Source organism: Cardinium endosymbiont of Dermatophagoides farinae, assembly GCF_007559345.1.
Lineage (GTDB): Bacteria > Bacteroidota > Bacteroidia > Cytophagales > Amoebophilaceae > Cardinium.
This window is the reverse complement of record NZ_VMBH01000001.1, coordinates 496232-520795: the sequence shown is the minus strand read 5'-3', so window position 1 is coordinate 520795 and position 24564 is coordinate 496232. Positions and strand designations below refer to the sequence as shown.

27 protein-coding genes and 1 tRNA gene are annotated in these 24564 nt (G+C 37.5%); 14 read left to right on the top strand and 14 right to left on the bottom strand.

What is annotated here, in order from left to right:
• Window positions 1–131: 131 nt before the first annotated feature.
• From FPG78_RS02425 to trxA, 3 genes are all read right to left on the bottom strand, one after another.
• Window positions 132–1424 (bottom strand): aminopeptidase P family protein, encoded by a 1293-nt coding sequence (locus tag FPG78_RS02425; RefSeq protein WP_144086458.1) that lies wholly within the window; start codon window positions 1422–1424, stop codon window positions 132–134.
• 5 nt (window positions 1425–1429) lie between these two features.
• Entirely contained in the window at window positions 1430–3253 is a 1824-nt protein-coding gene (locus FPG78_RS02420) for an ABC transporter ATP-binding protein (protein WP_186292419.1), read from the bottom strand.
• A gap of 218 nt (window positions 3254–3471) precedes the next feature.
• Entirely contained in the window at window positions 3472–3798 is a 327-nt protein-coding gene (trxA, locus tag FPG78_RS02415) for a thioredoxin (RefSeq protein WP_144086456.1), read from the bottom strand.
• A 107-nt stretch (window positions 3799–3905) separates the two neighbouring features.
• On the opposite strand from trxA, the gene FPG78_RS08050 reads away from it, so the two are divergent.
• From FPG78_RS08050 to FPG78_RS02405, 3 genes are all read left to right on the top strand, one after another.
• Window positions 3906–4040 (top strand): hypothetical protein, encoded by a 135-nt coding sequence (locus FPG78_RS08050; protein WP_255431713.1) that lies wholly within the window; start codon window positions 3906–3908, stop codon window positions 4038–4040.
• A 57-nt stretch (window positions 4041–4097) separates the two neighbouring features.
• The gene (locus tag FPG78_RS08410; protein WP_144086455.1) at window positions 4098–4253 is read left to right on the top strand and encodes an Rpn family recombination-promoting nuclease/putative transposase; all 156 of its coding nucleotides are present in this window, start codon (window positions 4098–4100) and stop codon (window positions 4251–4253) included.
• 151 nt (window positions 4254–4404) lie between these two features.
• Window positions 4405–4590: an RpnC/YadD family protein gene (locus tag FPG78_RS02405; RefSeq protein ID WP_144086454.1), complete on the top strand. Its 186-nt coding sequence runs from the start codon at window positions 4405–4407 to the stop codon at window positions 4588–4590.
• A 69-nt stretch (window positions 4591–4659) separates the two neighbouring features.
• Here the strand turns inward: FPG78_RS02405 and FPG78_RS08045 are convergent, their stop codons facing one another.
• The 3 genes from FPG78_RS08045 to FPG78_RS02390 form a co-directional block, all read right to left on the bottom strand.
• Window positions 4660–4785, bottom strand: coding sequence for a hypothetical protein (locus FPG78_RS08045; RefSeq protein ID WP_255431712.1), 126 nt, complete (start codon window positions 4783–4785; stop codon window positions 4660–4662).
• A gap of 72 nt (window positions 4786–4857) precedes the next feature.
• Window positions 4858–5616, bottom strand: coding sequence for a metal ABC transporter ATP-binding protein (locus FPG78_RS02395; RefSeq protein ID WP_186292418.1), 759 nt, complete (start codon window positions 5614–5616; stop codon window positions 4858–4860).
• 2 nt (window positions 5617–5618) lie between these two features.
• Window positions 5619–6464 carry a metal ABC transporter solute-binding protein, Zn/Mn family gene (locus FPG78_RS02390; RefSeq protein ID WP_223261959.1) on the bottom strand — a complete coding sequence of 282 codons (846 nt, stop codon included), beginning with the start codon at window positions 6462–6464 and terminating at the stop codon, window positions 5619–5621.
• A gap of 58 nt (window positions 6465–6522) precedes the next feature.
• Between FPG78_RS02390 and FPG78_RS07090 the strand changes: the two genes are divergently transcribed.
• Window positions 6523–6660 (top strand): hypothetical protein, encoded by a 138-nt coding sequence (locus tag FPG78_RS07090; RefSeq protein WP_186292503.1) that lies wholly within the window; start codon window positions 6523–6525, stop codon window positions 6658–6660.
• 344 nt (window positions 6661–7004) lie between these two features.
• Here FPG78_RS07090 and FPG78_RS02385 read toward each other — a convergent pair whose 3' ends face one another.
• Together FPG78_RS02385 and FPG78_RS02380 are read right to left on the bottom strand one after the other, a co-directional pair.
• Window positions 7005–7883 (bottom strand): metal ABC transporter solute-binding protein, Zn/Mn family, encoded by an 879-nt coding sequence (locus FPG78_RS02385; protein ID WP_223261958.1) that lies wholly within the window; start codon window positions 7881–7883, stop codon window positions 7005–7007.
• 56 nt (window positions 7884–7939) lie between these two features.
• Complete coding sequence (locus FPG78_RS02380) at window positions 7940–8599, bottom strand: metal-dependent transcriptional regulator (protein WP_144086451.1); 660 nt, start codon at window positions 8597–8599, stop codon at window positions 7940–7942.
• A gap of 196 nt (window positions 8600–8795) precedes the next feature.
• Between FPG78_RS02380 and FPG78_RS07085 the strand changes: the two genes are divergently transcribed.
• From FPG78_RS07085 to FPG78_RS02370, 3 genes are all read left to right on the top strand, one after another.
• Window positions 8796–8945, top strand: coding sequence for a hypothetical protein (locus FPG78_RS07085; protein WP_186292417.1), 150 nt, complete (start codon window positions 8796–8798; stop codon window positions 8943–8945).
• Window positions 8946–9398: 453 nt separating this feature from the next.
• Window positions 9399–10010 (top strand): DUF502 domain-containing protein, encoded by a 612-nt coding sequence (locus FPG78_RS02375; RefSeq protein ID WP_144086450.1) that lies wholly within the window; start codon window positions 9399–9401, stop codon window positions 10008–10010.
• A 207-nt stretch (window positions 10011–10217) separates the two neighbouring features.
• A tRNA-Ser gene (locus FPG78_RS02370) sits at window positions 10218–10304 on the top strand.
• Here the strand turns inward: FPG78_RS02370 and FPG78_RS08405 are convergent.
• A complete protein-coding gene (locus tag FPG78_RS08405; RefSeq protein WP_186292416.1) occupies window positions 10304–10453 on the bottom strand; it encodes an SH3 domain-containing protein in 150 nt (49 codons plus the stop codon). The two genes, FPG78_RS02370 and FPG78_RS08405, sit on opposite strands and share 1 nt — an antisense overlap.
• Before the next feature lie 348 nt (window positions 10454–10801).
• On the opposite strand from FPG78_RS08405, the gene FPG78_RS02360 reads away from it, so the two are divergent.
• The 7 genes from FPG78_RS02360 (at window position 10802) to FPG78_RS02340 (ending at window position 17548) form a co-directional block, all read left to right on the top strand.
• A complete protein-coding gene (locus tag FPG78_RS02360) occupies window positions 10802–11785 on the top strand; it encodes an FAD-dependent oxidoreductase (RefSeq protein ID WP_144086448.1) in 984 nt (327 codons plus the stop codon).
• A 548-nt stretch (window positions 11786–12333) separates the two neighbouring features.
• The gene (locus FPG78_RS07570; RefSeq protein WP_223261957.1) at window positions 12334–13554 is read left to right on the top strand and encodes a sodium:solute symporter family protein; all 1221 of its coding nucleotides are present in this window, start codon (window positions 12334–12336) and stop codon (window positions 13552–13554) included.
• Entirely contained in the window at window positions 13547–14458 is a 912-nt protein-coding gene (locus FPG78_RS07565; protein ID WP_223261956.1) for a hypothetical protein, read from the top strand. Before FPG78_RS07570 ends, FPG78_RS07565 begins: the two co-directional genes overlap by 8 nt.
• A gap of 26 nt (window positions 14459–14484) precedes the next feature.
• On the top strand, window positions 14485–15615 hold the full coding sequence (locus tag FPG78_RS07560) for an HD domain-containing protein (RefSeq protein ID WP_223261955.1): 1131 nt from the start codon (window positions 14485–14487) through the stop codon (window positions 15613–15615).
• A 160-nt stretch (window positions 15616–15775) separates the two neighbouring features.
• Window positions 15776–16468: an AAA family ATPase gene (locus FPG78_RS08040; RefSeq protein WP_144086447.1), complete on the top strand. Its 693-nt coding sequence runs from the start codon at window positions 15776–15778 to the stop codon at window positions 16466–16468.
• Window positions 16455–16904, top strand: coding sequence for a P-loop NTPase family protein (locus FPG78_RS08035; RefSeq protein ID WP_255431710.1), 450 nt, complete (start codon window positions 16455–16457; stop codon window positions 16902–16904). Before FPG78_RS08040 ends, FPG78_RS08035 begins: the two co-directional genes overlap by 14 nt.
• Window positions 16889–17548 (top strand): PD-(D/E)XK nuclease domain-containing protein, encoded by a 660-nt coding sequence (locus FPG78_RS02340; protein ID WP_144086445.1) that lies wholly within the window; start codon window positions 16889–16891, stop codon window positions 17546–17548. The genes FPG78_RS08035 and FPG78_RS02340 overlap by 16 nt, the downstream gene beginning before the upstream one ends.
• Window positions 17549–17741: 193 nt before the next feature.
• Here FPG78_RS02340 and FPG78_RS07080 read toward each other — a convergent pair whose 3' ends face one another.
• From FPG78_RS07080 to FPG78_RS02320, 5 genes are all read right to left on the bottom strand, one after another.
• Entirely contained in the window at window positions 17742–17906 is a 165-nt protein-coding gene (locus FPG78_RS07080; protein ID WP_186292414.1) for a hypothetical protein, read from the bottom strand.
• 241 nt (window positions 17907–18147) lie between these two features.
• Entirely contained in the window at window positions 18148–19005 is an 858-nt protein-coding gene (locus FPG78_RS02335; protein ID WP_144086444.1) for a hypothetical protein, read from the bottom strand.
• Window positions 18917–19696 (bottom strand): hypothetical protein, encoded by a 780-nt coding sequence (locus FPG78_RS02330; protein ID WP_144086443.1) that lies wholly within the window; start codon window positions 19694–19696, stop codon window positions 18917–18919. Before FPG78_RS02330 ends, FPG78_RS02335 begins: the two co-directional genes overlap by 89 nt.
• Window positions 19697–19938: 242 nt before the next feature.
• A complete protein-coding gene (locus tag FPG78_RS02325) occupies window positions 19939–22809 on the bottom strand; it encodes a contractile injection system tape measure protein (RefSeq protein ID WP_144086442.1) in 2871 nt (956 codons plus the stop codon).
• Window positions 22725–24383: a contractile injection system tape measure protein gene (locus FPG78_RS02320; protein ID WP_144086441.1), complete on the bottom strand. Its 1659-nt coding sequence runs from the start codon at window positions 24381–24383 to the stop codon at window positions 22725–22727. The genes FPG78_RS02325 and FPG78_RS02320 overlap by 85 nt, the downstream gene beginning before the upstream one ends.
• Window positions 24384–24564: the final 181 nt, after the last annotated feature.

Sequence of the window (24564 nt, the reverse complement as noted above, 5' to 3'; positions counted from 1 at the left end):
TTCGTATGCCAGCATAGGCTTCCAATCCAGTCGATCTTGCTCAACTGCGATAGCTTGTCTGGTCAGCTTTAGTTAAAGCAGAAGCCTTCTCTCATAATTTTACGACTTTTTCTTGAAGTTGTATAAGTGGCCTAACCTTTAGCCATTAATGCTTCAATTGCTTCTGCTTCTATAGGAATGTTTTCTGTTAGGTTTTGCACACCATCTGTTCTTACCACCACATTATTTTCTAGCCGTATACCGATCTTTTCCTCTTTAATATAAATGCCAGGCTCTATGGTTAGTACCATATTGGGTAAGATAAGACCATGGGTATCGCCTAGGTCATGGGTGCTAAGGCCCAGATGATGCGAAATGCCATGCATAAAATATTTTCTATAGGCTGGGACCTCTTTGGATTGGTTTTTAATAGCTGTAGCATCTATAAGGTTCAGGGCTACCAGTTCTGCTTCTACCCATTCACCAACTGCTTTATGGTAAGATGCAAAAGATAAGCCTGGGCGCAATAGTGCCTGTGCAGCTTTTAATATGCGTAGTACGGCATTGTATACTTTCCGTTGTCTGGTTGTAAACTTCCCATCAATAGGTATAACGCGTGTTACATCAGCTGAGTAATTAGCATATTCTGCACCTACATCTACGAGCAGCAACTCACCTGCTGGGCAGGGTTTATCATTATGGATGTAGTGAAGCACACAGCTATTGGCACCGCTGGCCACAATAGGCGCATAGGCAAAGCCTTTTGAACCCCTTCGAAGAAAGGCATAGGAAAACAATGCTTCTATTTCATACTCCATTAAACCAGGACGCACCATTGGTATAACAGATCGAAAGCCAGCTTCTGTAATATTACAGGCCTCTTGTATAAACGCAATTTCTATTTCATCTTTTATGCCACGTAGTTGCTGCATAATAGGTGCAACCCGTGCATATTGATGTAGGGGATAGTGGTCCTGGCACCAGCTGATAAAACGGCGCTCCCTGGTGGCTATAGGAGAATGGGCCCTTGGATGCTTATTCGTGCCCAGATATATTTGATGGACCAAGCCCATTAACGTATGAAAGATTTGATTAAATTGATGGGTCCAGTGCACTGTAGCAATCCCACTTATGCTACTTGCTACTTCTTTCGTGTATTTATGGCCTTCCCAAATGACCAGGTGTGCGTTTGTCTCTTTTATAAATAGAATTTCTTTCCATTCTTCCCTTGGCGCATCTGGGTAGAGCAACAAAATAGTTTCTTCTTGATCTATACCAGAAAGGTAAAAAAGATCACTGTTTTGCACAAATGGCATGGTGCCATCTGCGTTTTTAGGCATTAGGTCATTGGCCTGTAACACCACCAAGCTATTGGGACGCAGATGCGCTACTAGTTTTTTTCTATTTTGTATAAATAGATTCGGATCAATAGGTTGATAACGCATAGGGTTTAGGTGAGCGAATGCATGCCGTCAAGCTGTAATTTACACATATTTGCATACAGGGGACTAATCTTTAAAAGGGTCTCATGGGATCCACTTGCCACTATTGTACCATTATTAAAGACCAACACTCGATCCATTGCAGCCAAAACCGTTAACCTATGGGCAATGACAATGGTTGTCTTACCAGCCATAATCATAGAAAGGCTCTCTTGAATTTCCGTTTCGGTAACGGCATCTAATGCAGAAGTAGCTTCATCCAGTATTAAAATAGGCGCATCTTTTAATATAGCACGTGCAATAGCAATACGTTGGCGCTGCCCGCCTGAAAGCTTTGAACCCCTTTCGCCCACTAGGGTATTGTATCCCTCCGATAGACCCATAATAAAGTGATGACACCTTGCTTTCCTCGCAGCGGCGATGACTTCATCATCCGTTGCCTCTTTGCGTCCATACCGGATATTCTCTAAAATGCTACCATGAAAAAGAGTGGTATCTTGCGGTATAAGGGAAATAGCAGCACGCAATGATTCTTGCGTAACAGTAGATATATCCTGACCATCAATGGTAATAACACCATGATTCAGATCAAAAAACCTTAAAAGCAGATTAATAAAAGTAGTTTTACCACTACCAGATAAGCCCACCAATCCTACCTTTTCACCGGGTGCTATCTCCATGCTTTGATTTTCAAATATAGGCTTACCCGGCACATAGGCAAAAGAAACCTCTTGAAAGGCAATAGCACCAGGCCCACATTTAAGCAGTACAGCACCAGGTGCATCGAGCACAGCGTGTTGTTTTTGTACCAATTTTAAAGCTTGCTTACAGTAGCCAACTTCTTCAAAGAAATCAGGAAACTCCGCTACAGAAACCCAAACCAAATTACAAATATTATTACCGGCATAAAAAATATAGGTGCATTCAGAAATAGATAGCTTACCAAGCTGCCAATAATAAACCATATAGGTAAGCATGCCGATACCCATAAAGCCAATAGAAAGCCCACTAATGATAAAGTGCAGCTGCATAATAAGCTGTAAAGCTTTTTCATGGGCTAACTTTTCTGCTGCTTGCGGCGCTACCAAATGGGTTATCTCTTGATTTTTTCGAGCAAAGAGTTTAATGCTTAAGATATTGGTAAACCCATCTACAATACTACCAGATAAACGGCTGCCTTTTTCTGCATGTAAGGCCACACTATGGCTTACCTTTTTTGAATAAAAAAGATAGGTAGTGGTATGTAATATAAGCCAAGTCATCAACAATGCACCAAAAGTAGGCTGTATATAGGCAAAGGAAAAGACACCAGCCAACATAGTACAGAATGTAGGCAAAAATGATGAAATGGCAATCATCACCATTTGACTGATGCCATCTGTTAAGTCATTGACACGCTTTACCAGGTCACCAGAGAAATGCTCTGTAAAAAACTGGTAGGAATGCCCCTGCAAATAGCGTACAATCCAGATCCGTATTTTTGCCTCAAAAGCAGGAATAGTCCTGATTTTCATGTAGTCAAACAGACGAAACAAAAGCTCTATGAGTACGATTACACCCAATAAAGCGCTTAGCGGACAGGCTAGCTTTATCCAAGAACCTGTTGTATGGTCGCCCAATGCTGTCAGCCGTGTAACGAGTATCTTAAAAGCATAAGGGACAACTAAGTTATCGAGCACAAAACACATGCGCAAACAAGCCATAGCAATAAAATGCCATTTGTATTGCGCTACAAAGTGTAGGATAAAGGTTTTTAGGTTTTTAGTAATGGGTTGCATACAAGGCGTTTTTACCTTACTTTTTGCTTGATCAAAAAGTAAGCAAAAAATCAAGCGCTCTTACTTTGGGGATAGCAGTGCCATATAGCCGAATGGGTACTGATTTTCTATCCATCATTTAGAGGGCATGCTTACCCATTGCAACTTTTTCCAAGGGCGCGTTTTTACTATACAATTTTTCCAGTTATAAGCTGGATTTTTTAATCGTAACTTTTTTCAAGGCACGTTTTTATTTGTGCTTGTAAAAAGCAAGATATATAATTTCTCACATTTTAAGATAAATATTTATCTAATACTTCCTGAATTTGAATGATCGGCAGATTTCCAACCAAACGGTCTACCTGTTGGCCTTGATGAAACAACAACATAGTAGGGATGGTGGTAATAGAATATCTAGCAGGTGTTTGGCTATTTTCACTGATATTAAGCTTGGCAATAGCTGCTTTCCCTTTATAGATAGCCGCAAGCTGCTCTATAACGGGGGCAAGTTTTAGGCAAGGCCCACACCAAGGTGCCCAAAAGTCTACTAAGACAAGTTTGTGTTCGCCAATGACTCCATCAAACTGCGCATCTGTAATCTCTAGAATATTTTGATCCATAGGTTAAAGTTGTTTCATAACGGGCAACGCCCGGGGATTTTACTCAAAAAGGGAATTTAAAAAATTCCCCTGCAATATACAAAAGGAGGCTTGATTTTACTTTTTGGTTGATTCAAGAGTCAACCAAAAATCAAGCGCTTTTGCTTTGGTTGATTAGAAAAAAGGTCTATAGACCTTCTTCAAAACCTATTTGTGATCAGCAGTTTTTAGGAGAAGCGCAGTCGAGCACCGCAGCATACTAAATGTATTTGAGGAGCATAGACAAGCTTCGACACCAAAATTGCCATTAGAAATAGGTTTTGCAGAAGGTCTATTATCAACTGGTGGACTTGTATGCTATGCCAGATGATGAGATCAAGAAGAAGGCACATTTGGGGATGATGGAATATTTTATGAAGTATGTCCACGTTCGTGATATGATTAAGGTTATGGGAGGAAGTTTTAGAAAACTTTAAGTCTTGTATACTGCTAGATAAGGAAAAAGGTTATATTTTTATATAAAGAATTTTTTATGGTACACTGACAGCAAGTTGCCAGAAGATAAGCATCCAGATATGGAAAAATATTATTAGGGAGCATCTACCCAAAGAAGATAAAGAAGATATTATGAGAACTATAGCACAAAAATATAGGGAAGAGGGTATACAAATAGGGAAAGAAAAATGGAAACTAGAGGGAGAAATGGAGAAAGCCCGTTCTATAGCTAAGTCTATGCTTTTAAAGGGTTATCCTATAGACGATATTATTATGCTTACTGGGTTATCTCGCTCACATATCCAGCGTCTTATATAAGACCTTCTGCAAAACCTATTTCTAATGGCAATTTTGGTGTCGAAGCTTGTCTATGCTCCTCAAATACATTTAGTATGCTGCGGTGCTCGACTGCGCTTCTCCTAAAAACTGCTGATCACAAATAGGTTTTGAAGAAGGTCTAATCTCCCCCATAAGCTCTCTAGCAATACAGGTCCCATAAATTTCTTGGAGCATTAAAAGGTCTATTCCCATGGTATACGACCATGGGAATTATTAGTGGTATAAGGTATCATCCATCCAAGTAACCTATAGCGGACACTTGGTTGCATGGCCTCGGAAGCAAGAGAACGTACTACCATAGGTTTTTTCTAATAAGTCAGCTGTAAAAACCTCTTTTGTATCACCAGAAGCTATAAGCCTATGGTTGAGTAGCACCAGCCAATCAAAGTAGCCATGTACCGATCCCAAATCATGGTGTACCACCACAATTGTTTTTCCTGCTGCCACCATATTTTTTAAGAGTCCAATAACAATTTTTTCTGTAGTAACATCTATACCCGTAAAAGGTTCATCCATAAAATACAACGCTGCATCTTGTGCCAATGCCCTGGCCAAAAATACCCGTTGCTGTTGCCCTCCAGATAGCTCTCCAATTTGTCGCTTAGCAAGATGTGCCATGCCTAATTCCTCTAAGCACTGCATAGCTATTACTTTATCCTTTTTACTAGGCCGCTGAAAAAATCCCAATCTATTATACCTGCCTAAAAGCGCAATGTCAAATACAGAAGCAGGAAAGTCCCAATCTACGGATTCTTTTTGAGGGACATAACTAATGCACTTTCTTACCCTACTTATAGGTTCTCCAAATAATTTTATTTCACCCTTTTGATAAGGAATTAGCCCCATAGCAGCCTTTAGTAAGGTGGACTTACCAGCCCCATTTGGACCTATTATGCCAATGATTTTATGGGATGGTAAATCAAAACTAACTGCTTCCAGCACAACTTTATGGTTTGTATAGCCAACAGTTAAATCCTTTATGCTTATGATGTTTTTTTCTATCATCCTTATTTTAGTGCATTAACAATTGTTGTAGCATTGGCCTTAATCATGCCACAATAGGTCCCTTCTAACGTACCAGGTGCACCAAGTGCATCTGAATAAAGATATCCCCCTACCGCTACCTTATGTCCATAATGGGCACAATTTTCTAATACAACCCGAATCGATCTATTTGAAACAGAAGTTTCAAAAAAAACCGCTTTGATATTTCGTTCTCTAATAAGCGCTGCAATCCGGTTAATATCTTTTAAACCACATTCAGCTACACTAGAAACACCTTGTAAACCAACTACTTCTATATTATACGCCTTTCCAAAATAACCAAAAGCATCATGTGCAGTAATCAATACCCGCTGTAGTTTTGGGATAGAGTTAATTTGAATAGTAATTAATTCATGTAAATGCGCCAGTTCTTCCATGTAAGCCAATGTATTATTTTGATAATACGCCGCTGATTCGGGTCTTGCTTCTTGTAGCTTTTGACTGATAAAACCGACTACCTGCTTCCATAGTTTTACATCAAACCAGACATGGGGGTCTGCCACAATGGTACCCTCGTATAGTAACGCTGTTTTATCAAGCGCATCACTCACTGCATAAGCTTTTCTTTCCTGCCCCATTCTTTGCAAGATATCTGTCATCTTTCCCTCCAAATCAAGGCCATGATAAAAGATCATATGCGCATGCCTAAGCTGTTGTACATCTTTTTGAGTAGTTTGGTATGTATGCGGATCTGTGCCAGGGCCCATTAGGACAACTACCTGCGCATCTTCCTTTACAATGTTTTTAATCGCATCTCCTAAGATGCCTGTAGTAGTTAAAATAACAAATTTTTCATTTGTAGGTATCAAACAAGAAGGTAAAGCAAAGCAAGAAAATAGATAAAAAACGCTATATAAATTTGACAATATGTATCTAGCAAAATTGGCTGCCATACAGAATATTATATTTAACATTATGTGCCTATTCATCCCTAGACCTTCTTCAAAACCTATTTGTGATCAGCAGTTTTTAGGAGAAGCGCAGTCGAGCACCGCAGTATACTAAATGTATTTGAGGAGCATAGACAAGCTTCGACACCAAAATTGCCATTAGAAATAGGTTTTGCAGAAGGTCTCCTATTGCTATAGCCTGCTGTAGTTTTATTATTGCTTCAATAGACCGATCCAAGTATGCTGTTGCACTTTTTAGAACTTTATGAGCAGGTCATGCAAAGTTAATGCTTTCCCTATAAATTTGCTATTTGCATCCGTGCATTATAATAGACCTTCTTCAAAACCTATTTGTGATCAGCAGTTTTTAGGAGAAGCGCAGTCGCCAGCATACTAAATGTATTTGAGGAGCATAGACCACAAAATTGCCATTTAGCAATAGGTTTTGCAGAAGGTCTATTATTTCAGTGCATTGACAATTGTTGTAGCATTGGCCTTAATCATGCCGCAATAGGTTCCTTCTAACGTATCAGGCGCACCAAGTGCATCCGAATACAGATACCCTCCTACTGCTACCTTATGTCCATAATTGGCACAACCTTCTAATACAGCCCGCATCGATTTATCTGAAACAGAAGTTTCAAAAAAAATTGCTTTAATATTTCGTTCCCTAATAAGCTGTACAATCCGGTTAATATCTTTTAAACCACACTCAGCTACAGTAGAAATTCCTTGTAAACCAACTACTTCTATATTATACGCCTTTCCAAAATAGCCAAAAGCATCATGTGCAGTGATCAATACCCGCTGTTTTGCTGGAATAGATTGAATTTGAGTAGCAACTGATTTATGCAATTGCTCTAGTATTTCCATGTAAGCCAACGTATTATTTTGATAATACGCCGCTGACTCGGGTCTTGCTTCTTGTAGCTTTTGACTGATAAAGCCGACTACCTGTTTCCATAGTTTTACATCAAACCAGAAATGGGGATCTGCCCCAATGGTACCCTCGTATAGTAACGCTGTTTTATCAAGGGCATCACTCACTGCGTATACCTTCCTTTCTTTAGCCATCTCTTTTAATAGATTGCTCATTTTTCCTTCTAAATCAAGTCCATTGTAAAAAACCATATGTGCATGCATCAGCTGCTGCACATCTTTTTGGGTAGTTTGATAGGTATGCGGATCTATACCAGGGCCCATTAAGCTGACTACATGCGCGTCTTCTTTCACAATGTTTTTTACCGCATCTCCCAGCATACCTGTAGTAGTCAAAATGGTAAATGGTTCCTCTGTAACAGGATCAAAACATGAAAATAGGCTTAAACAAAAAAACAAATAAAAAACTATATGCCTATTGGAGGCTAGATATCTAATAAAAATAGCCATCATAACTATAAACTTATTAAAATATTATCTGTTATCTTACGAGATATATTAATTTTATGCTGATTATCAATAGTTACATCCATAGACTCATCAAATTCAATTTTTTCAACAACCGTTATCTTAACCCCTAAATAGATATTTCTTTTACCCAGATATTGTAAAAAAGAGGTTGAGTCATCTTTAATGGCGCTTACTATGCCACTTGCTCCTTCAGAGAGATCTGTCATCAACAATCTAGGCCTAGTTATAATCTTTCCATCAGCATTTGGAATAACGATACCATGAGGGTTGCAATAGGGATGACCTAGAAAATCGTCCAGCCGATCTATGAGTATATCAGAGTCAATATGCTCTAATTGTTCTGCTATCTCATGTATTTCACTCCATCCAAATTTTAGCTTATCTACTAAGAAAACCTCCCAAAGCAAATGCTTTCGTAGAATCTTTATAGCAAATTGTTTCCCTGTCTCTGTCAAAGCTACGCCTTGGTATTTACGGTAGACAACCAACCCTTTGTTGTGTAGCTTCTGTACCATATCGGTAATCGATGCAGCACTGGTATGTAAAAATTCTGCCATGGCAGTAGTTGTAACCAATGCTTCTTTCTTTTCCGAAAGCATATAAATAGCCTTTAAATAATTTTCTTCTGCATGTGTACGTTTCATAAATATATTGAATTTAGTCAAATTTAAATAAATATTTAGACATATCTAAATACTAGCCTATAACATGAATTGCAAATTGACGGCAGGTTTTATGGTTTGTGATTTTAGTCAAGTATAAAAATTTTTTTAGTTTAGACTAAAAAAAATTAATACTGAAAATCAAATAAAAATATTATTTTTTTTATTGGGTATTTTCTTGACTTTAGGCAGTGTCGGCTGGGTAAGCCAAAGATTGTGCTTGACGGATGTAGGCAGTTTAAGGCATGTGCTGCCAATCAATAGACCTTCTTCAAAACCTATTTGTGATCAGCAGTTTTTAGGAGAAGCGCAGTCGCCAGAATACTAAATATATTTGAGGAGCATAGACAAGCTTCGACACCAAAATTGCCATTAGAAATAGGTTTTGCAGAAGGTCTAATTGATGGATATCTCTTTGGTTCGTTCGATTCGATAAATAGGTGTCAGCTAGCCCTAATAAGCCCAAATATTATTTGTATTAAGTATTAATTTATAATATAATCAGAATAAAATATATAAATGTTAAACAAAAACTTTAATAAATATGGTGCTTATATTCCACTTATAATGCTTGTCATTGCGCATAAGACCGAATAAAATAAGGTAGTATGTGTATATAGGCTCATTATCAAATCTATATATTTGATTATAGATCTATTACTTTAATATATGGTTTGCATAAAAAAGAGTTGCTATACTATTGTGTAGTATCATCTTTTTTCTTAAAATTGGAGTTAAATAATTAAGGATTAGGCTGCTTTATATTTACAATGTTGAAACCATGCAAACAAAACAGCCACTTATCAATCAGCTTATACTCTACTTTTTTAGAGGGTTGCTATTAATCATTCCATTAGGGGGAACATTTTATTTAATATCAGTGATATTGCTAAAGGTAGATGGATTTGTAAGCCTTAGCATTCCAGGTCTTGGTATGTTCATTGTAGTAGCGTCTATAACGCTATTGGGATATATAGGTACTACTTTACTGGTTAAGTCGGTATTTGGGTTTACAGAAGGGCTCATCAAAAAAGTGCCATTTATTCGTGCGCTCTATTCTTATTTAAAAGATTTTACTTCGGCTTTTGTAAGCAGCAAGGGAAAGTTTAATAAGCCTGTTGTCGTTCTAATGAATAAAACGACTCAGGTCTATAGGATAGGGTTTATTACAAAAGAATCTTTAGAGGTGCTCTCTATGCCGAACCATGTGGCGGTTTATTTGCCCAATGCTTATGATTTGGCTGGAATCTTGATTATTGTTCCTCCAGAATTGGTTACACCTTTAGATTTACCTGGTTCTGAAGTAATGAAGTTTAATTTTTCTGGAGGGCTTACCCCACTAAAAAATGGTAAGGAGCAGGAGGATATCCCAGATTTAGATGAAGCAGTATAGTGGCGTACCTATTATAGGTAGCTATTGTAAAGCCTCTTTTGATGAAATTTGATCGATAACTTTAGTAATTTTACAGATAAGCTTATATTGTATCTGCTATCTTTTTAGATTTTATAAATATTGTCTGATATTAAGGATTATCAATCTATTGACTAACCAGGTTATCTATCTTTAGCTAGATTAAGTTGTAACCTATTTGTATTTTTAGGAGGGTTGGCAGAGCGGTTTAATGCAACGGTCTTGAAAACCGTGGTACCTTTAACAGTACCGAGGGTTCGAATCCCTCACCCTCCTCATATAAGCATCCATTTAGCTCCCACAAAGTCTGGTGTTATAACAAGCGACCAGCGTTTATCTTTCGTTTGATTTATAATATAAATAGGGGTGCTAATAAAGATAGCAGAGGCTTGTAGCTTGTCAAGCGGATAGCCATAGCCTGGCATAATGTTGCGCACATAAATATCTGTTGTAGGTAGGCTTTTTATTGCTAAATTCTTAGTTGTTATTGCTCTGTTCTCTTTATGAAAAGATAACTTTTTTAGTTCGTCTAATGGGATTGTATCGGCTATATTTTGTATCTATTCACCTGGTGAAGTTCTTGTAAACCGTTTAGTTTAGTTCAAACTGGCTTATACTATATACCGCTGACTGGCATCTTATAAACTTAATATTCCGATTTTCTATTGGTTTTTTCAAATAAAATTTATTACCATGGGTAAATCATCAATGCTATTGAGCAAGCGTGTTAAGAAAAATCTTTATTGATAGTCATCATGTAATAATTATTAGGGATGCGTGTAGCTATTGTAGGAGGAGGGCTTGCCACTTGTTATCATCTTTTAGCTATAGACCGTAATTTAAAAATACAATTATTTGAAAAGGACGGTATAGGAGCAGGAGCCTCAGGATCTGCTGCAGGCTTATTGCATCCATATACAGGATCTCTTGCACAGCTTAACTGGTGTGCCCAACCAGGTATAGCAGCAACCATACAATTATTAGATGCAGCAGCACAGGCTATAGGGAAAGCAACTTATAAAATAAGTGGCATTGTTCGTTGCGCCATACACCCAGAAGATCAGCAAGCTTTTTTTAATATAGTCAGAACACAAGATGATGTGTCCTTATGGGATCCACAGCATACCTATAGTCAAACAGGAGTATACAGGCCAGCTCTATTTATTCCGAATGGACTAAGTGTTTATACAGATCTTTACTTAAAAGGAATTTGGCATTTATGTGATCACTATGGTGCTGAATTAGTATTACAAAATTTTACGTTAAGTGATAGTGCTTATTTTGATAAGGTCATTTTAGCTTGTGGTGCCAATCTTGCTGAATTATATCCTGCATTAAATTTAGTACTAAAAAGAGGAGAGGTATTAATTTGTGAAAAACGATTGACTTATGCGCTTATTGGTGATGGCTATTTAAGCCTAACGGATCAAAGCAACATATGTTATATGGGTACAACCTCGAGAACAGACTTAACAGATCTTACCCTAGATGAAGCTACAAAACTTATTCGATCTCAGGTAGATCCATGGTTTAAAAGCGATATTCAAGTGCTAGGCTACAAGTCTGGCATTAGAGTCTACCGTTCTCTAGTTTCCGCTCACCCAATTATTGATCAATTAGATAACAAAACTTGGTGTTTTCCAGGATTAGGATCTCGTGGTTTAATGTACCACGCTTACCTTGGTTCCATTTTGGCAAAAGCAATCCTACAACAATCTCCTAAACTTATTCCACAAGTATGCAAAATAACTAGATAAATGAGAGACGTATGTAATACAGTACCTTTGCTTTCTATTAAAAGTATTCATATGAATTATGACTACTGATTTTCTGATTAAGTTACATAGGGGTGTGCTGAACTAAACAGACAGTTAACTTCATTAATATACTTTTTTCTTAATTGTTCACTATATTATGATGAGGTATGAATGACCCCCTCAATAGATGCAAATTGCTATTCCGTATCGTATCCAAGTATACAAAACGTATAATAATTATGTCCTTTTATGTTTAATCTTCCTTTTCTGATGGTAGTAATATTTTTACTGCTTACCTTAGCCACTGGCATCTACTATAAGTTATAATAAAAAATCAACCATCATTCGAGAATATGCAATAGGAGATAAAACTTTTTCTACAACTACTTTAGTAGCCACGGTATTAGCTACAACTTATGGTGGTGGAACCTTAGTACGTGCTGTAGAGCAGGTATATAGTAGTGGATTATACTGGATCATGCTTATGATTTTAGCAGGACTTAATCTTTGGATAGTTAGTCTAATGGCCATACGTATGGCGTCCATTTATGGAACATTTATCCCTTCCAGAAACAATTGGTAGCATACATGGACAATATGCCCGTATTATTACAGGTATATCTTCTGTTTGTAGTGCTATAGCGGTTATTGCTATTCAAATCAATGTTATATCAGTAACCATCAGTAGTATCTTTCCATACAACTCATATATTATTACTATTTTAGCTACTTTAATACTTATTTTCTATTCCACACTAGGTGGTATTCGTTCAGTCACCTTTACTGATGTATTACAGTTTATAACATTTACTATTATTATCCCACTAGTAGCTTGGTTTATGTTTCTCAACACTGAGAAATCTATCTTGGAAATTATATATTTTCTGAAGGATCAAGAAAAATTTCGGTTTAATAATTTATTTCAGTGTAATATTAAATTAATAAGTTTATTTTTTCTCTTGCTTAGTTATTTAGTAGGATATACGAAAGAGCCCACCATTATGCAAAGGATCTATATGGCTTCAGATCCTACTCAGGCTTGCAAGGTTTTTAAGATATCTACTATTTGCCATTACCTTATAAAGGTACTGATCATTTTAATCAGCCTATTTGTCTTTGTAAAAGAGCCACATCTTCCCCTAAATAAAGTTTGGAACTATATACCAACTCATGTACCTCCTGCTCTTAACGGATTTATTGCTATCAGTCTATTGGCCATGACGATGTCTACGGCTGATTCACATATAAATAATTGTGCAGTCATAACTAGTTACGATATTTTAGAAAAAATCATACCAAATAAATTACGTCCTATTAATCACCTTAAAATAGTTAAATGGAGTAGCCTAATAATAGGTTTATTAGCTATGATATTAACTTTTTATTGTAATAGTCTTTTAACTTTATTAAAGTACAGCTTAAATTTTTCTATTCCTATAACCGTTGCCCCATTTGTCTTAGCTGTTTTTGGTTTTCGTGGCACTTCCCGTACCGCTTTGATCGGGATGGCAACAGGTGTATTAACTATTTTAGCTTGGAACAAATGGGTTGAGCCTGATACCGGAATAGATGGTTCTTTCATTTCTATGTTGGCCAATGGCTTAGCTATGATGGTCGCTCACTATTTTCTAAAACAGCCAAAAAGTGCAGGTTGGGTTGGTCCAGATGATACGCTTAAACAAATTCAACAAGAGAAGGCCCGTAAAAAGGCAGAATGGAAAGAAAAGATTAAAAAATCTTGGACGAATAAAAAAAAACACTTTGGCTAAACTTCAACCCAATCGTTCTACACTAATATTTATTGGATTCTATATTGTCGTTAGTAATTTACTGACTTATTTTATAGCCTCTATTTCAGATCATAGTTATTGGCTTATATTACAAATTTTGCTAGGTGCTTGTTTTTTAGGGTATAGCACATTTATATCAGAAAATATACAACCTATTCCAGGTTGGGTGATTGGCCTATTTTTTACAATAGGTACAACTTTTTGCCTTCCTATCAATGTACTTTGGCACTGGTGGCATGGTACTAATCTTTTCTTAACCTTAGGTTTATCTTTAGCTCATTTGTCAGTAACCTTGTTGGTGTTTCCTTTGTATCTTGGCATAAGTTTTTTAGTGATTACGCTATTGATTGCCATGCGGCTTGGTTCAGTCTATTGTACTAAGTATCTGGTGCTATTGCCATCAACTGTTTCGTTGTTACTGCTCCTTTGTTTTGGGTTAAGCTTACTTATTTTTAGCATTTTTATCTACCTTAAGGCTAAAAACGATAGTTGTTCCAACCAAGTAATCTATTTCAAGGATAGAGAAGCGCTTAAAAAGGCACGAAAATTAAAAGCATCCCTATATGACGCATCGTTGGTCCCTTGTAATGGTGCTATTTCCTTTGGTCCTAAAGGTTATGGATTTATTTTAAATCAAGTAGTTGGTAAAATTGAGGAAACTATCTCTTTTTTAGATGGCAATATGCCCCTTTATAAACAAGATTTTCAAAGTATTATTAATAAGTTTTATGATTGGGTTATCTATTTTAATAGAAAAGAAAAATACAAAAATCATGCACTGTTGCAGCCTACTCAAATTACTTTTAGCAAATTGATTCGTAAAGTAGAATATGTTTTATCTCAAGAGGTAGCTGATCCGCCTAGACTATTGGTAAAAAAATAAGTGATGCTAGTGGGGAGCTATCTGCTATGGTATGTGATATTAACCAAGTCGTTTATCTATTGGCTCAGGCCGTTTTACGAGTTGGTAATATAGCTCACTCTAGTACAAAAATTGTGCGTGTACAACTGTCTCCTACTGTTTTGCAATTTAAGAAAGCTGATGCTATTGATAACAGCTATCCTACCTATATGGATTTTTTAGCCACTGCTTTGGTTATAAGTCAGCATGCTACTTCTTTTGAGTCCCTTCCTGCAGTAAAGGAGGTCTATGATGGTCTAATAGATGGTATGAGCCCTAAAGGGAAACAGGAAGCGCATCCATCAATAGATCTTCAGATGCAAACTATGTCCACTATTATTGGAGCACACTATGGCTATTTGGAATTTCCTGTTGATAGTAAACAACCTGGTATTCTATTGGTACTTCCTAATGATGTTACTCAAATATTTAGTAAGATGACGGCAGCTCTACCACTAGATTCCTTAACCTTAGATACGCCTGTTACCCCCCAGGAACAAGCTAATTCGATGATGATATTAATGCAATTCCATGATTATGTCTGTAAAGTCTCTCATCAAGATGATCCCATCGATGTAAAAACGATTGCAGGTTTGCTTTTATTGTTGCGGAAACACTTTGGATGTAAACGGCATGCTTCTGGTCAATTGTTTTATGTACGAGCAGTAGGTATTGTAAAATTAGTGGTAGAATGGGTTTTTCACTCACCTAAAGTGATTTATGCTTCGTTGCTCTATGAGTTGGTGCGTCGTACCTGCTTGCCACTTTCTTATGTGAAGGAACATTATAATTTAGGAGTATATGCTTTTGTATTGAATGTGATAGGTATAGATAAACGAAAGGAGCTAGACCATCCTTCGTTGATTTATGTGCAAAACCGTTTGGAACAAGCGATCAAAGAAGAGCACGTACAGCTTTCCGTTCTTTTTATTAAACTGGCTGAAAGACTCTATGACCTACGTCATGCAGCAGGTTATGCTTATCTACCAGAAGTAGCCCATATGGCGCAAGAAACCTTGGCTATAGATGTGCAGATAGCCAATACATACTTAGGCCCAGCTATAGGAATGGCCTTAGAAAAGGCAGCTAATCAGGCATTAGAGATTATTCATACTAACAAAGAAGAAAAAAATAGTTAGAAGGATTACTATTGACTGGAATATTATTCCATTGATTTTAGTAGTATACTAGAATTAATATATCATATTTGTATTTACAAGTGCATTGTAGCAACTATTGGCTGGGTTATTCCTTATTATTTTAATAATCAGCTCATTATACACCTTAACGCTTCTTATCATGAAAAAATTACCGATTGGAGTTAGTAACTTTCAAGAGTTAGTACAAGGAGATTATCTTTTTTGCGATAAGACAGCTATGCTTTCTGAATTTTTGAGCAAAGGAGATAAGGTTACCTTAATTGCACGCCCTCGCCGTTGGGGCAAGACACTCAATATGTCTATGTTGCAACACTTTTTTGCCTCAGAAGTGAATGGGGTCATTACAGCAGGTTTATTTGATGATTTAGCAATCGGAAAGCTAGAAAGTGGTAGGTACATTAGGAAACATCAAGGAAAGTACCCTGTTATTATGATCAGCTTTAAAGATGTTAATGCAGGTGATTTTCAAGGGGCTTATAATGTGGTTTATGAGTTGATACTAGAAATTTATAGCTTCTACCCTTATTTATTTACAAGTGATAAAATCAATGCGTTACAGTTAGAGCAACTGCATGTTATTCGGAATCGGCAAGCCAATCAACAAGCATTAGAAAAATCCTTAAAACTTCTTAGTCAGTGTCTTTATGAACACCATGGCCGGAAGGTTTATATTCTAATAGATGAATATGATACGCCACTCAATAAAGCTTATGGCAATAAGCCATACTTGGACGCTATGGTCGCATTTATGCGTAACCTATTTAGTGCTTGCCTTAAAAGACAATACTACACTAGAAAGAGGTGTTTTAACAGGCATATTGCGTGTTTCTAAAGACAGCATGCTCTCTGGTTTGAATAACCTAGAGACCTATACCTTACTAGATGAAGCCTATAGTTCCCATTTTGGTTTTAGTGAAACAGAAGTTTCCGCTCTATTTAAAGCAAAAGATTTGCCTACTTCTATGGAAGAAGTAAGAAATTGGTACAATGGTTATAAGGTAGGGAACTTAGTTATGTATAATCCATGGTCTATTATTTCTTGTATCAATGGATCAGGTCGTTTTGATGTCTATTGGGTGAATACGGGTAACAATGATTTAATTAAACAATTGCTACTATCAGCTAGTGATAGTATTAAAAGGCAATTTGAACAATTAATGCAAAACAAAGCTTTAACTGTTCCTGTAGACAAACACATTGCTTTTGATCTATTGGATAGGGACGAAAACAGCTTTATGGAGTTTACTTTTATTTGCTGGTTATTTTAACCTTTCAAACAAGTAACCTAAGTTTAGATAGTGATTTATACGATTGTATCGTTGTGCTTCCCAATCAGGAAATACGTAGACTCTACAATAGATTCTTTAAAGAATGGTTGAGTAGTAAATTTGCTGATCAATGTGTTTATAACGCTTTTTTGGAACATTTAGTAGTTGGGGCAGTTCCTCTTTTTGTGGAAGAACTAAGCTTATTTTTACGGCAAAGTGCTAGTTGTTTTGATACACAATTTTCTAGAAAATCAGAAGGATTTTATCATGGTTTTGTTTTAGCAATGCTGGCCAGTTTAGGTAGAACCCATTATATACGCTCGAATCGAGAAAGCGGCTTTGGAAGATATGATGTATTAATCATTCCTAAAGATGGTCTAAAAGCGCTGCTACTGGAATTTAAGCAGGTACGTAAAGAAGAAGAATTGGAAACTGCGGCTAAACTTGCCTTAGATCAAATACAAGCACAAGCCTATCATACGGAATTATTGCAGCATCCTCATGTACAAGAAGTTCTAGCATGCGGTATTGCTTTCTCTGGAAAGTCAGTTGTAGCTGCTTACGCTACCTATAACCTGATTAATAAACAGGCTAGCGATATTATTCTAACGAGTAAATATAACCAAGAAGAGGGATACGAATAGCTTATTGCGCTTCTTTCTAGGCTCATCTTGTTCTGTACACGTAACAAATACCCCCCTTTTTGGTATTGCTACGTTGTGCGTGCAATTTTTTTATGCCTTGATAAGTTCGATACTGACCGGATCGCTACATACAATCTTACCATTATATTCAGCCCAATAGATAATGTTTACTTTAATGTCTACTTGTTTTTGTTTAGCTTTCCTGTATGCCATTATAGTATGCATTATACAATTGATCTCCTAGCGTGACTTTATCATCCGTAATGATGCACTCTTTTAAGAGCACCAACTGCTTATTTTGCCATACCTCTTGTTGACCTTTAATAAAACGCTCAATAGCACGAAGCAGATGTGCCATGTTTCTATTATTGATGCGTTTATCTATTAAAAACCCCCGATGTATGATCTTACTTTCATCAAAACCCAGTAGGCTCCAGATTAACCTTAGGAGGTATCAAGGTAGCGCGATTATCTCGTGGACCGTATAGCTTAAGTGTGTTTATCTTATGGAAAGTAATATTCGCTCCTTCATTGTTTAGGGTTATTTTTAGTTCATCTAATTTTTGTATCTCTTTTTCTTCTATACTTAATGCTTCTTTTTATGTGTAAAACATAAGCCTGTTATTTTCTTTAGAAAATAGGCAGGCAAAATATTCATAATCTGCTGCACGATTAAAGAAGTCGATACCAGATTGGCCTAGCGGTTTGCTCAAATCTGAAATCAGCGCGATGGTGCCATCATTTGTTATGCTAGCGTTGCCATTTGATTTTTGCAATTCTTTAAATAAAGATTCAATGACAGTAGTTCTCCAAATAGTCCCTTTTTGTATAAAGAGTAAAGCTGATTGTAGATTAGGCAGCTGTTGTATTTGATCATTAACGGAATATTCTATTTTAGAATTTTCTAAAATTTTTACAGTTTGGTCTTGACCGGGTACGCGCTCACGGATAAGCTTTAAATCCAATACTTTTAAACCATGGCTACTGCCATCAAATGTAATAGAAGGAGCTATGCTTTCCCCAGAAATAGAACTTGTTGTAACATCAGACAAGAGCTGCTCCATTTGACTCAAATAATAGTGTGTATTTTCAATTACGTAATAAAGTATTTTGTATTTTCCCTTTTGAACCTCTTTAGGTGATAAGTCAGCTATTATATAAGGGGCAATATTTCTTAACTTAGCTGGAACAATGACCATTTCACTACTAAATGATGTAGTGACAGTAGACCAACCATTTTCAGAGGCTATTACTTTCTGAATCGAATGGTAAAGATTCACCCCTTCTTTTACCAAAATAAAACCTACATCATTTCCATCTTTTGCGAAAGATTTATTGATCCTCCCTTTTAAAACGAAAGCAGTGTCATCATCTACTTGCTTTTGGCCATATTCCACAGCCCCTAAACCAATACCTTTCCAATCTGGTAGCGATGCATCCTTGTTTGTTATATCCATTTGGAATCGAGTAGGAGACATTACATAATCTTTGGCAGCTGCACCACTTGGCACATATAATATATATAGCGTACTTGTTTGAAGTTAATTTTTTGTATGCCGCTTCATCTACTCGAATAGTCCATTCTTGCGGACCTGTACCAACCTTAGTTATAGCATTCCAATAATTAAAAACATCTTCGTCTTGCCATAGAAATTCTTCAACCTTGTTTTTAGAACATATGGCGTTTTGTACTATGGAGGTACTCAACGCTGCATTACCGTCATCTAAAGCCTTTTGTTCTAAATCATTTATAAATTCCTCAATCTCATTCCCATTAGCTGGAATCCCTATAAACCCTATTTGACCTTTTAATTGAGGGTCTATATTAGCTATACATCCCTTCACTTGAAGTAAAAAATCTGTTTTGCTACCTTCCATGCAACTGAGACTGCCTAGTGACCTACAAGAGGAAATCGATACCTGTGGCTTATTATCAGCTACCTTATTAATTTGCGGATGACTCTCAGTATCTGAAATCGATGTAATAGGAACCTGGTTGTTATTGGGACACCGACCGGCTAATAGCAAACAAATAAGTAGTAAAGGTAGTAAGTTTGTCTTCTTATCAAAGACCTTAAAGATGGATTGAATGGTTAAATAGGTCAACTTTTGCATAAAAAAATAGTCCAATGGTAAGACCTTCTTCAAAACCTATTTGTGATCAGCAGTTTTTAGGAGAAGCGCAGTCGAGCACCGCAGAATACTAAATGTATTTGAGGAGCATAGACAAGCTTCGACACCAAAATTGCCATTAGAAATAGGTTTTGAAGAAGGTCTGTAGATATAACTACAGCAGGCTGCATTACTCATACTACAAAACCATTTGTATAATTACAAGTATTAAAAGAGATTTTTAGCAAAGAATTATGATCAATAGATGGACTGTGATGTTACCCAGGGATCCAAAACAAAACAATTGCTTCTTGCATCCAAGGTAATTTAATACTGGTCATAGACCAGGGAGGAAGTAAATTTTCGTTATCGTAGTCCTGATGCATAAGGGTTAAATGCCAAAACTTGCTTTGGGTAGCATCATCACCATCCTGTCTAGTCAGAATACCTAGCCTATTTAAAAAATAATTTATCAAAATATGCTCAGTAGTGGCATCTTGATATGAAGCGATAGCTTTGAGCTTTGTTAAACTTTTCCAGCGTTTGATTACTTTTTCAATAAGCAATTGGTTATTGCATGCGATGCTTTCCATATCGCTACTAGCTATTGATGCACCTGTTGCCATTGCTGCCTCCGCTTGAGTGTGTTTTGATGACTCAGCTTCTATTGCTTCTATTGCTTCTTGAGCATCATAATTTTCATCTATAGGTCTATAGGGTAGCAATACTTCATCATAGGATAATCCACAAAGTAGTTTGGGAAGGGTAAGCTGCCATTCTGGACTCTTTAGCTTGCCGGTAACTAAGTATTGTAAGAGATAAACTGCATTATGGGCTGCTTGGGCACAAAAAAATTGGTTGCCAATCATAAGATTATGCACCTTAAAAAAATCATACAAAAAGGGCCATAAAAAAACCAATCCAGTATTTTTGGTATAGACCCGGACCTCTTCTTCTGGTATATTAGAGGATGGTGCTTTTTGATTGGTTACTGCTCGTTCTTCTAATCGATGATGTCCTAAAGCTGGGCTATCAATGGTAGGTTTGTTGATTGCTTTTATCACTGGCTTGAGCAAGGTGATCATTTTGGCTGCTTCTTGATTAGTTGCTCCTGTAGCCATAATTGAGGTAATCACTTTGTAAATGGTTTCTTTAGTATAACAAATGGTCAACAAGGTGCTGTGTACAAAGTCGCTTTCTTCAAATTGCTTTTTTGTAATCAAATAATATATAGTAGAGATGTAGAGTTCTTTTTGCCATGTTGAGGGATGATCGAACGCTATGGCTGTCTGTTGCAATGGATTACTTAATAGATTTAGGTAATGGCTTATAAATTGGGCTTTATCTTTTGCCAAACAGGCTATAATTTTTGTAGCAACTTCTTGGCTAAAGTAATATACCATGCGTCTGGCTACCAATTGATGATTGCTTTGCGCTGCTAGAAACTTTGATAAGGCCAATGGTTGGTCTGCTATAAACTGAATCAGTTGCTTGCCTAATATAGGCATGTCTGTATGGTATTGCTGATCAAAAAGGGATAAATTACCATTGAGCAATAGATAGAGCTTGGTTAAAACAGGTGCTTTATAGCCACGTTGTATGGCTTGTTCTTGAATCCCTTGCTGGTATTTTCTTTGTAGTAGATGCAATGAACCCGTTAATGCTTCCGGTATCCCAGTGGTATCCAGGAGTTGAAAAGTTGCCAGTAAGGTAGTGGGTGTAATCTCTAAAAGGTTACTCCATTCGGTAGTGATTTGTACAAGCCAATCATCTTTAGCAATGGATGCTTGCGGTAGCGTTTTCAAGACACTATCCCAAAATAAATTTTTAGTACTACTTTGCCCGCTTAATACACCTTGTGTGGCACACCACAATTGATAGCTTCCTTGTATAAAGTCTCCTAACGTTTTGCCGACTTCACTATGCCTTTGAACCAATAGCATCAGTTGTGTATGGGTAAAGTTTGCAATAAGCCGTTGACGTACATGTGCTTTATCTTGTGCTAAGGAAAAAGTAGGAAGGTGGGCGATCACATCATTTAATAAGGCAGTTCCATCTGCATAATTCTCAAGCTTACCGGTATGTAAAAAAAGATGCCATCTTTGTGCAACGCGTTCTTTGTTGCTTTGCAGGGTTTGGCTAATCTGCTTGTAGAGGGCTATGCTGATCGTTTCCTGTAATGGTTTGGAGGTAGTTGGTAAATGCTGTGCAACCAATTGGTTAAGCTCTGATTGAGATAGCGCAACAGATCGTTGTACCCTATCTTTAATAGCTGGTAGTAACCTATTATAGTAAAGTGGCAAAAGTGCTTTGTCTAATGTTTCGTGTGTAGAGAGCAACATAAGATCTACTCCATCTATTGTATTCAGGTCGAGTGGCGCTAGCTGCTCCTTGAGTAAGGAAAATCTCGCTACTAGATAGTCATCGGCTGCTTGGTTGGCTGCATCTATTAATTGATCAGATAAAGTGATTGGGCGACATGCAACCGCTGCGCTAAGGTGGAGCAATATACGCGCTATATATGCTTGTGGCGTAGTAGATGGGGTATGCATAATCGCAGCTGCAATAAAAATTTCTTTGATTGAACGGATATTGACTTCTTCTTGGCTGTTCTGGAGGACTTTTGAGGCAATCACTACCTTTTCTAATCGATTCAGTAGCGCACCAGGAAAAGGAATAAAAGCCTGAAATAGCTTGGCTAAAGTAGACGCTGTGGCATGTTGTATTAACTTTTTTAAGATGGCCACTTCTTGGCATAAAGGCGTTAACTGATCGCGTATTTGGTCGGGTGTTGCATCTTCCAAACGTTTGGCTATTACATAGGCAGGTACCAACTGATCCTTTGGCAATGCATTATAAAGCAGGAAATCAACTACATCAGCTAGTGGGCTTTCTGAGATCAGCTTGTCATCTAAGTGGGTCGTGGAATGGTTTGTTGGTGCCAAACCAGCAAAACCTTCTGCTAGATCTGGATCTGCTACCTGCCGCGCGATATTGGATAGCTTAGCAGATAGTATATGAGCAGAAAATGGCGTATAGGGAGCAAGGTAGGCTACCACACGTGCTATATATTCCTCCCCGTAATAGGTGAATCTGCCTTTGCTGCGGTAAGTAAAATATTGCGCACCGAATCCATGCCAACCTGACATGGAGTAGTCTCAAGCAATGCCATGACCAGTGCTTCTATGCTGTGTACAAAGCTCGATGGTAGGATAGGCTGATTGATTGCACGATTCAATAGCTCATCTTGATGAGTAGTCCCTAATTTCGGATGGATGGTGCCATCTTGCGTTTTTTTAAGAGGAGTTGATGGAAGAGCTGCTGTAGCTACCAATGGGCCCATTATACCTTTTACGGCTGGGTGATAGGATTGCGTGGTAAGCAGTGTTACGAACTGTTGCTTGCCAATGGTACGATTGGCAATATATTTTCTGAATAATGATTGCATCTCTTTAAGGTAGGCGTTTTTTCCATACGCAAAGGCACAATAGGCTAACGTAATCGCTTTAATGGCGCAAGCGGGTGCGGTGGTAGCAGTAGCAGCCGTTGCAATCTGGATAAAATCAGAAAATATAGATACTATAGAAGAATCTATAGATGCTAAAAATGGCACAAAGAGCCTATCAGGCAAGTTTTTAACCAACTTTTCCCTATTGTGTGCTTCTTGCAGCCAACTTTTTACTAGGAGACGTATGTTGGGTTTGTCCATTGCGGTTTTCATGTCACTGATGGCCGCTGGCAGTTGATGGAACGCTATGGTGTTGTTGCCTATTTTGTCCAATTCTTTTAATACCTTTTCTTGGCTTTGAACATCTTGATACCAGCGTTTTGGTGGCGTTACAACCAAGTCGCGCAACTGAAATACTAAGGCTTTAGTGGTTGGATCATCTAAAGATTTTTCCTCATGTTGCCCATAGTGCGTGTGTAGTTTTTCTAGAATTGTTTCATAGCTTATTGAAGTTTGCATGGCTACTTGTTTAAGGAGCATGCTTAAAAAACCCATGCGGTCTACTTTGGATCTTTGCTGGTTGATGATGCCCAATAGGGCCATTGAAAGCAACTGCTCTTCTGGTGTGTACAACAGATTGGTTAAAATCTTGGTATGATGTAACAATAACCCTGTTTCAGCTAAAATAGGTCTAAAGGATGCGATAGGCTGCTTCAATAAGCACGCAAGTGTATGTGCTACAGTAGCCTTGGAAAAAAGTGCAATACAACGTTGAGCAGCTTTTTCTTTTTTGCTTAGATTATTCCAAAGCTGTTCTATCTGCAAAGGCGTATGGTGGAGCAACTCTAAATAGATCTTTTCAATTTGCCTTTCAGAACGCTCGGTCATCCACCAAGCAAAATGACCTTCTGATAGATAGTGTGCTATAGCTTGCCGTTTTGCATCTGGTAGTGGTATTACTTGGTCTGCGGTAGGGTTATCCATCACCTTTTTAATCGCTTCTTTTATCTTAACCGTTAACACCTGTTCTACCTGGCAGGGTAGTTGCTTGCCAAGGGTAGAAAGATGTAAGCGACCTCCATCTATGACCAGTTTGTCTAAATGAATGACTACATCCTCTGGAACATGTTGAGAAAAGAGCTTGGATAGGATAGGAATAATCCGTTGCTGGATGGCTTTATGAATGGTATGTTGGAGGATACTATTTTCACTGTGCTGATCAATAGTCACTTCAATGCGACTACGTAAAATAATATGATGGTTTTTTCTAGGCATAACTGATTAAGTTGTATAAGACAAGCACACCAGTACCTTATAGAGCTATTAGACCTATTGCAAAACCTATTTATGATCAGCAATTTTTAGGAGAAGCGCAGTCGCCAGCATACTAGATGTATTTGAGGAGCATAAACAAGCTTCGATACCAAAATTGCCATTAGCAATCGAGTTTTGCAAG

Bases quoted from the DNA above. Each gene is read 5' to 3' on its own strand.
- FPG78_RS02380 (WP_144086451.1), bottom strand. From the start codon at position 8,599: ATGAAACGTACACATGCAGAAGAAAATTATTTAAAGGCTATTTATATG.
- FPG78_RS07560 (WP_223261955.1), top strand. From the start codon at position 14,485: ATGGTATGTGATATTAACCAAGTCGTTTATCTATTGGCTCAGGCCGTT.
- FPG78_RS02325 (WP_144086442.1), bottom strand. From the start codon at position 22,809: ATGTCAGGTTGGCATGGATTCGGTGCGCAATATTTTACTTACCGCAGC.
- FPG78_RS08405 (WP_186292416.1), bottom strand. From the start codon at position 10,453: ATGCCAGGCTATGGCTATCCGCTTGACAAGCTACAAGCCTCTGCTATC.
- FPG78_RS07570 (WP_223261957.1), top strand. From the start codon at position 12,334: ATGGAACATTTATCCCTTCCAGAAACAATTGGTAGCATACATGGACAA.
- FPG78_RS07080 (WP_186292414.1), bottom strand. From the start codon at position 17,906: ATGGCACATCTGCTTCGTGCTATTGAGCGTTTTATTAAAGGTCAACAA.
- FPG78_RS02335 (WP_144086444.1), bottom strand. From the start codon at position 19,005: ATGGATATAACAAACAAGGATGCATCGCTACCAGATTGGAAAGGTATT.
- FPG78_RS02425 (WP_144086458.1), bottom strand. From the start codon at position 1,424: ATGCGTTATCAACCTATTGATCCGAATCTATTTATACAAAATAGAAAA.
- FPG78_RS08040 (WP_144086447.1), top strand. From the start codon at position 15,776: ATGAAAAAATTACCGATTGGAGTTAGTAACTTTCAAGAGTTAGTACAA.
- FPG78_RS02320 (WP_144086441.1), bottom strand. From the start codon at position 24,383: ATGCCTAGAAAAAACCATCATATTATTTTACGTAGTCGCATTGAAGTG.
- FPG78_RS07090 (WP_186292503.1), top strand. From the start codon at position 6,523: ATGTATCTAGCAAAATTGGCTGCCATACAGAATATTATATTTAACATT.
- FPG78_RS02405 (WP_144086454.1), top strand. From the start codon at position 4,405: ATGAGAACTATAGCACAAAAATATAGGGAAGAGGGTATACAAATAGGG.
- trxA (WP_144086456.1), bottom strand. From the start codon at position 3,798: ATGGATCAAAATATTCTAGAGATTACAGATGCGCAGTTTGATGGAGTC.
- FPG78_RS02395 (WP_186292418.1), bottom strand. From the start codon at position 5,616: ATGATAGAAAAAAACATCATAAGCATAAAGGATTTAACTGTTGGCTAT.
- FPG78_RS08045 (WP_255431712.1), bottom strand. From the start codon at position 4,785: ATGCTCCAAGAAATTTATGGGACCTGTATTGCTAGAGAGCTTATGGGG.
- FPG78_RS02375 (WP_144086450.1), top strand. From the start codon at position 9,399: ATGCAAACAAAACAGCCACTTATCAATCAGCTTATACTCTACTTTTTT.
- FPG78_RS02360 (WP_144086448.1), top strand. From the start codon at position 10,802: ATGCGTGTAGCTATTGTAGGAGGAGGGCTTGCCACTTGTTATCATCTT.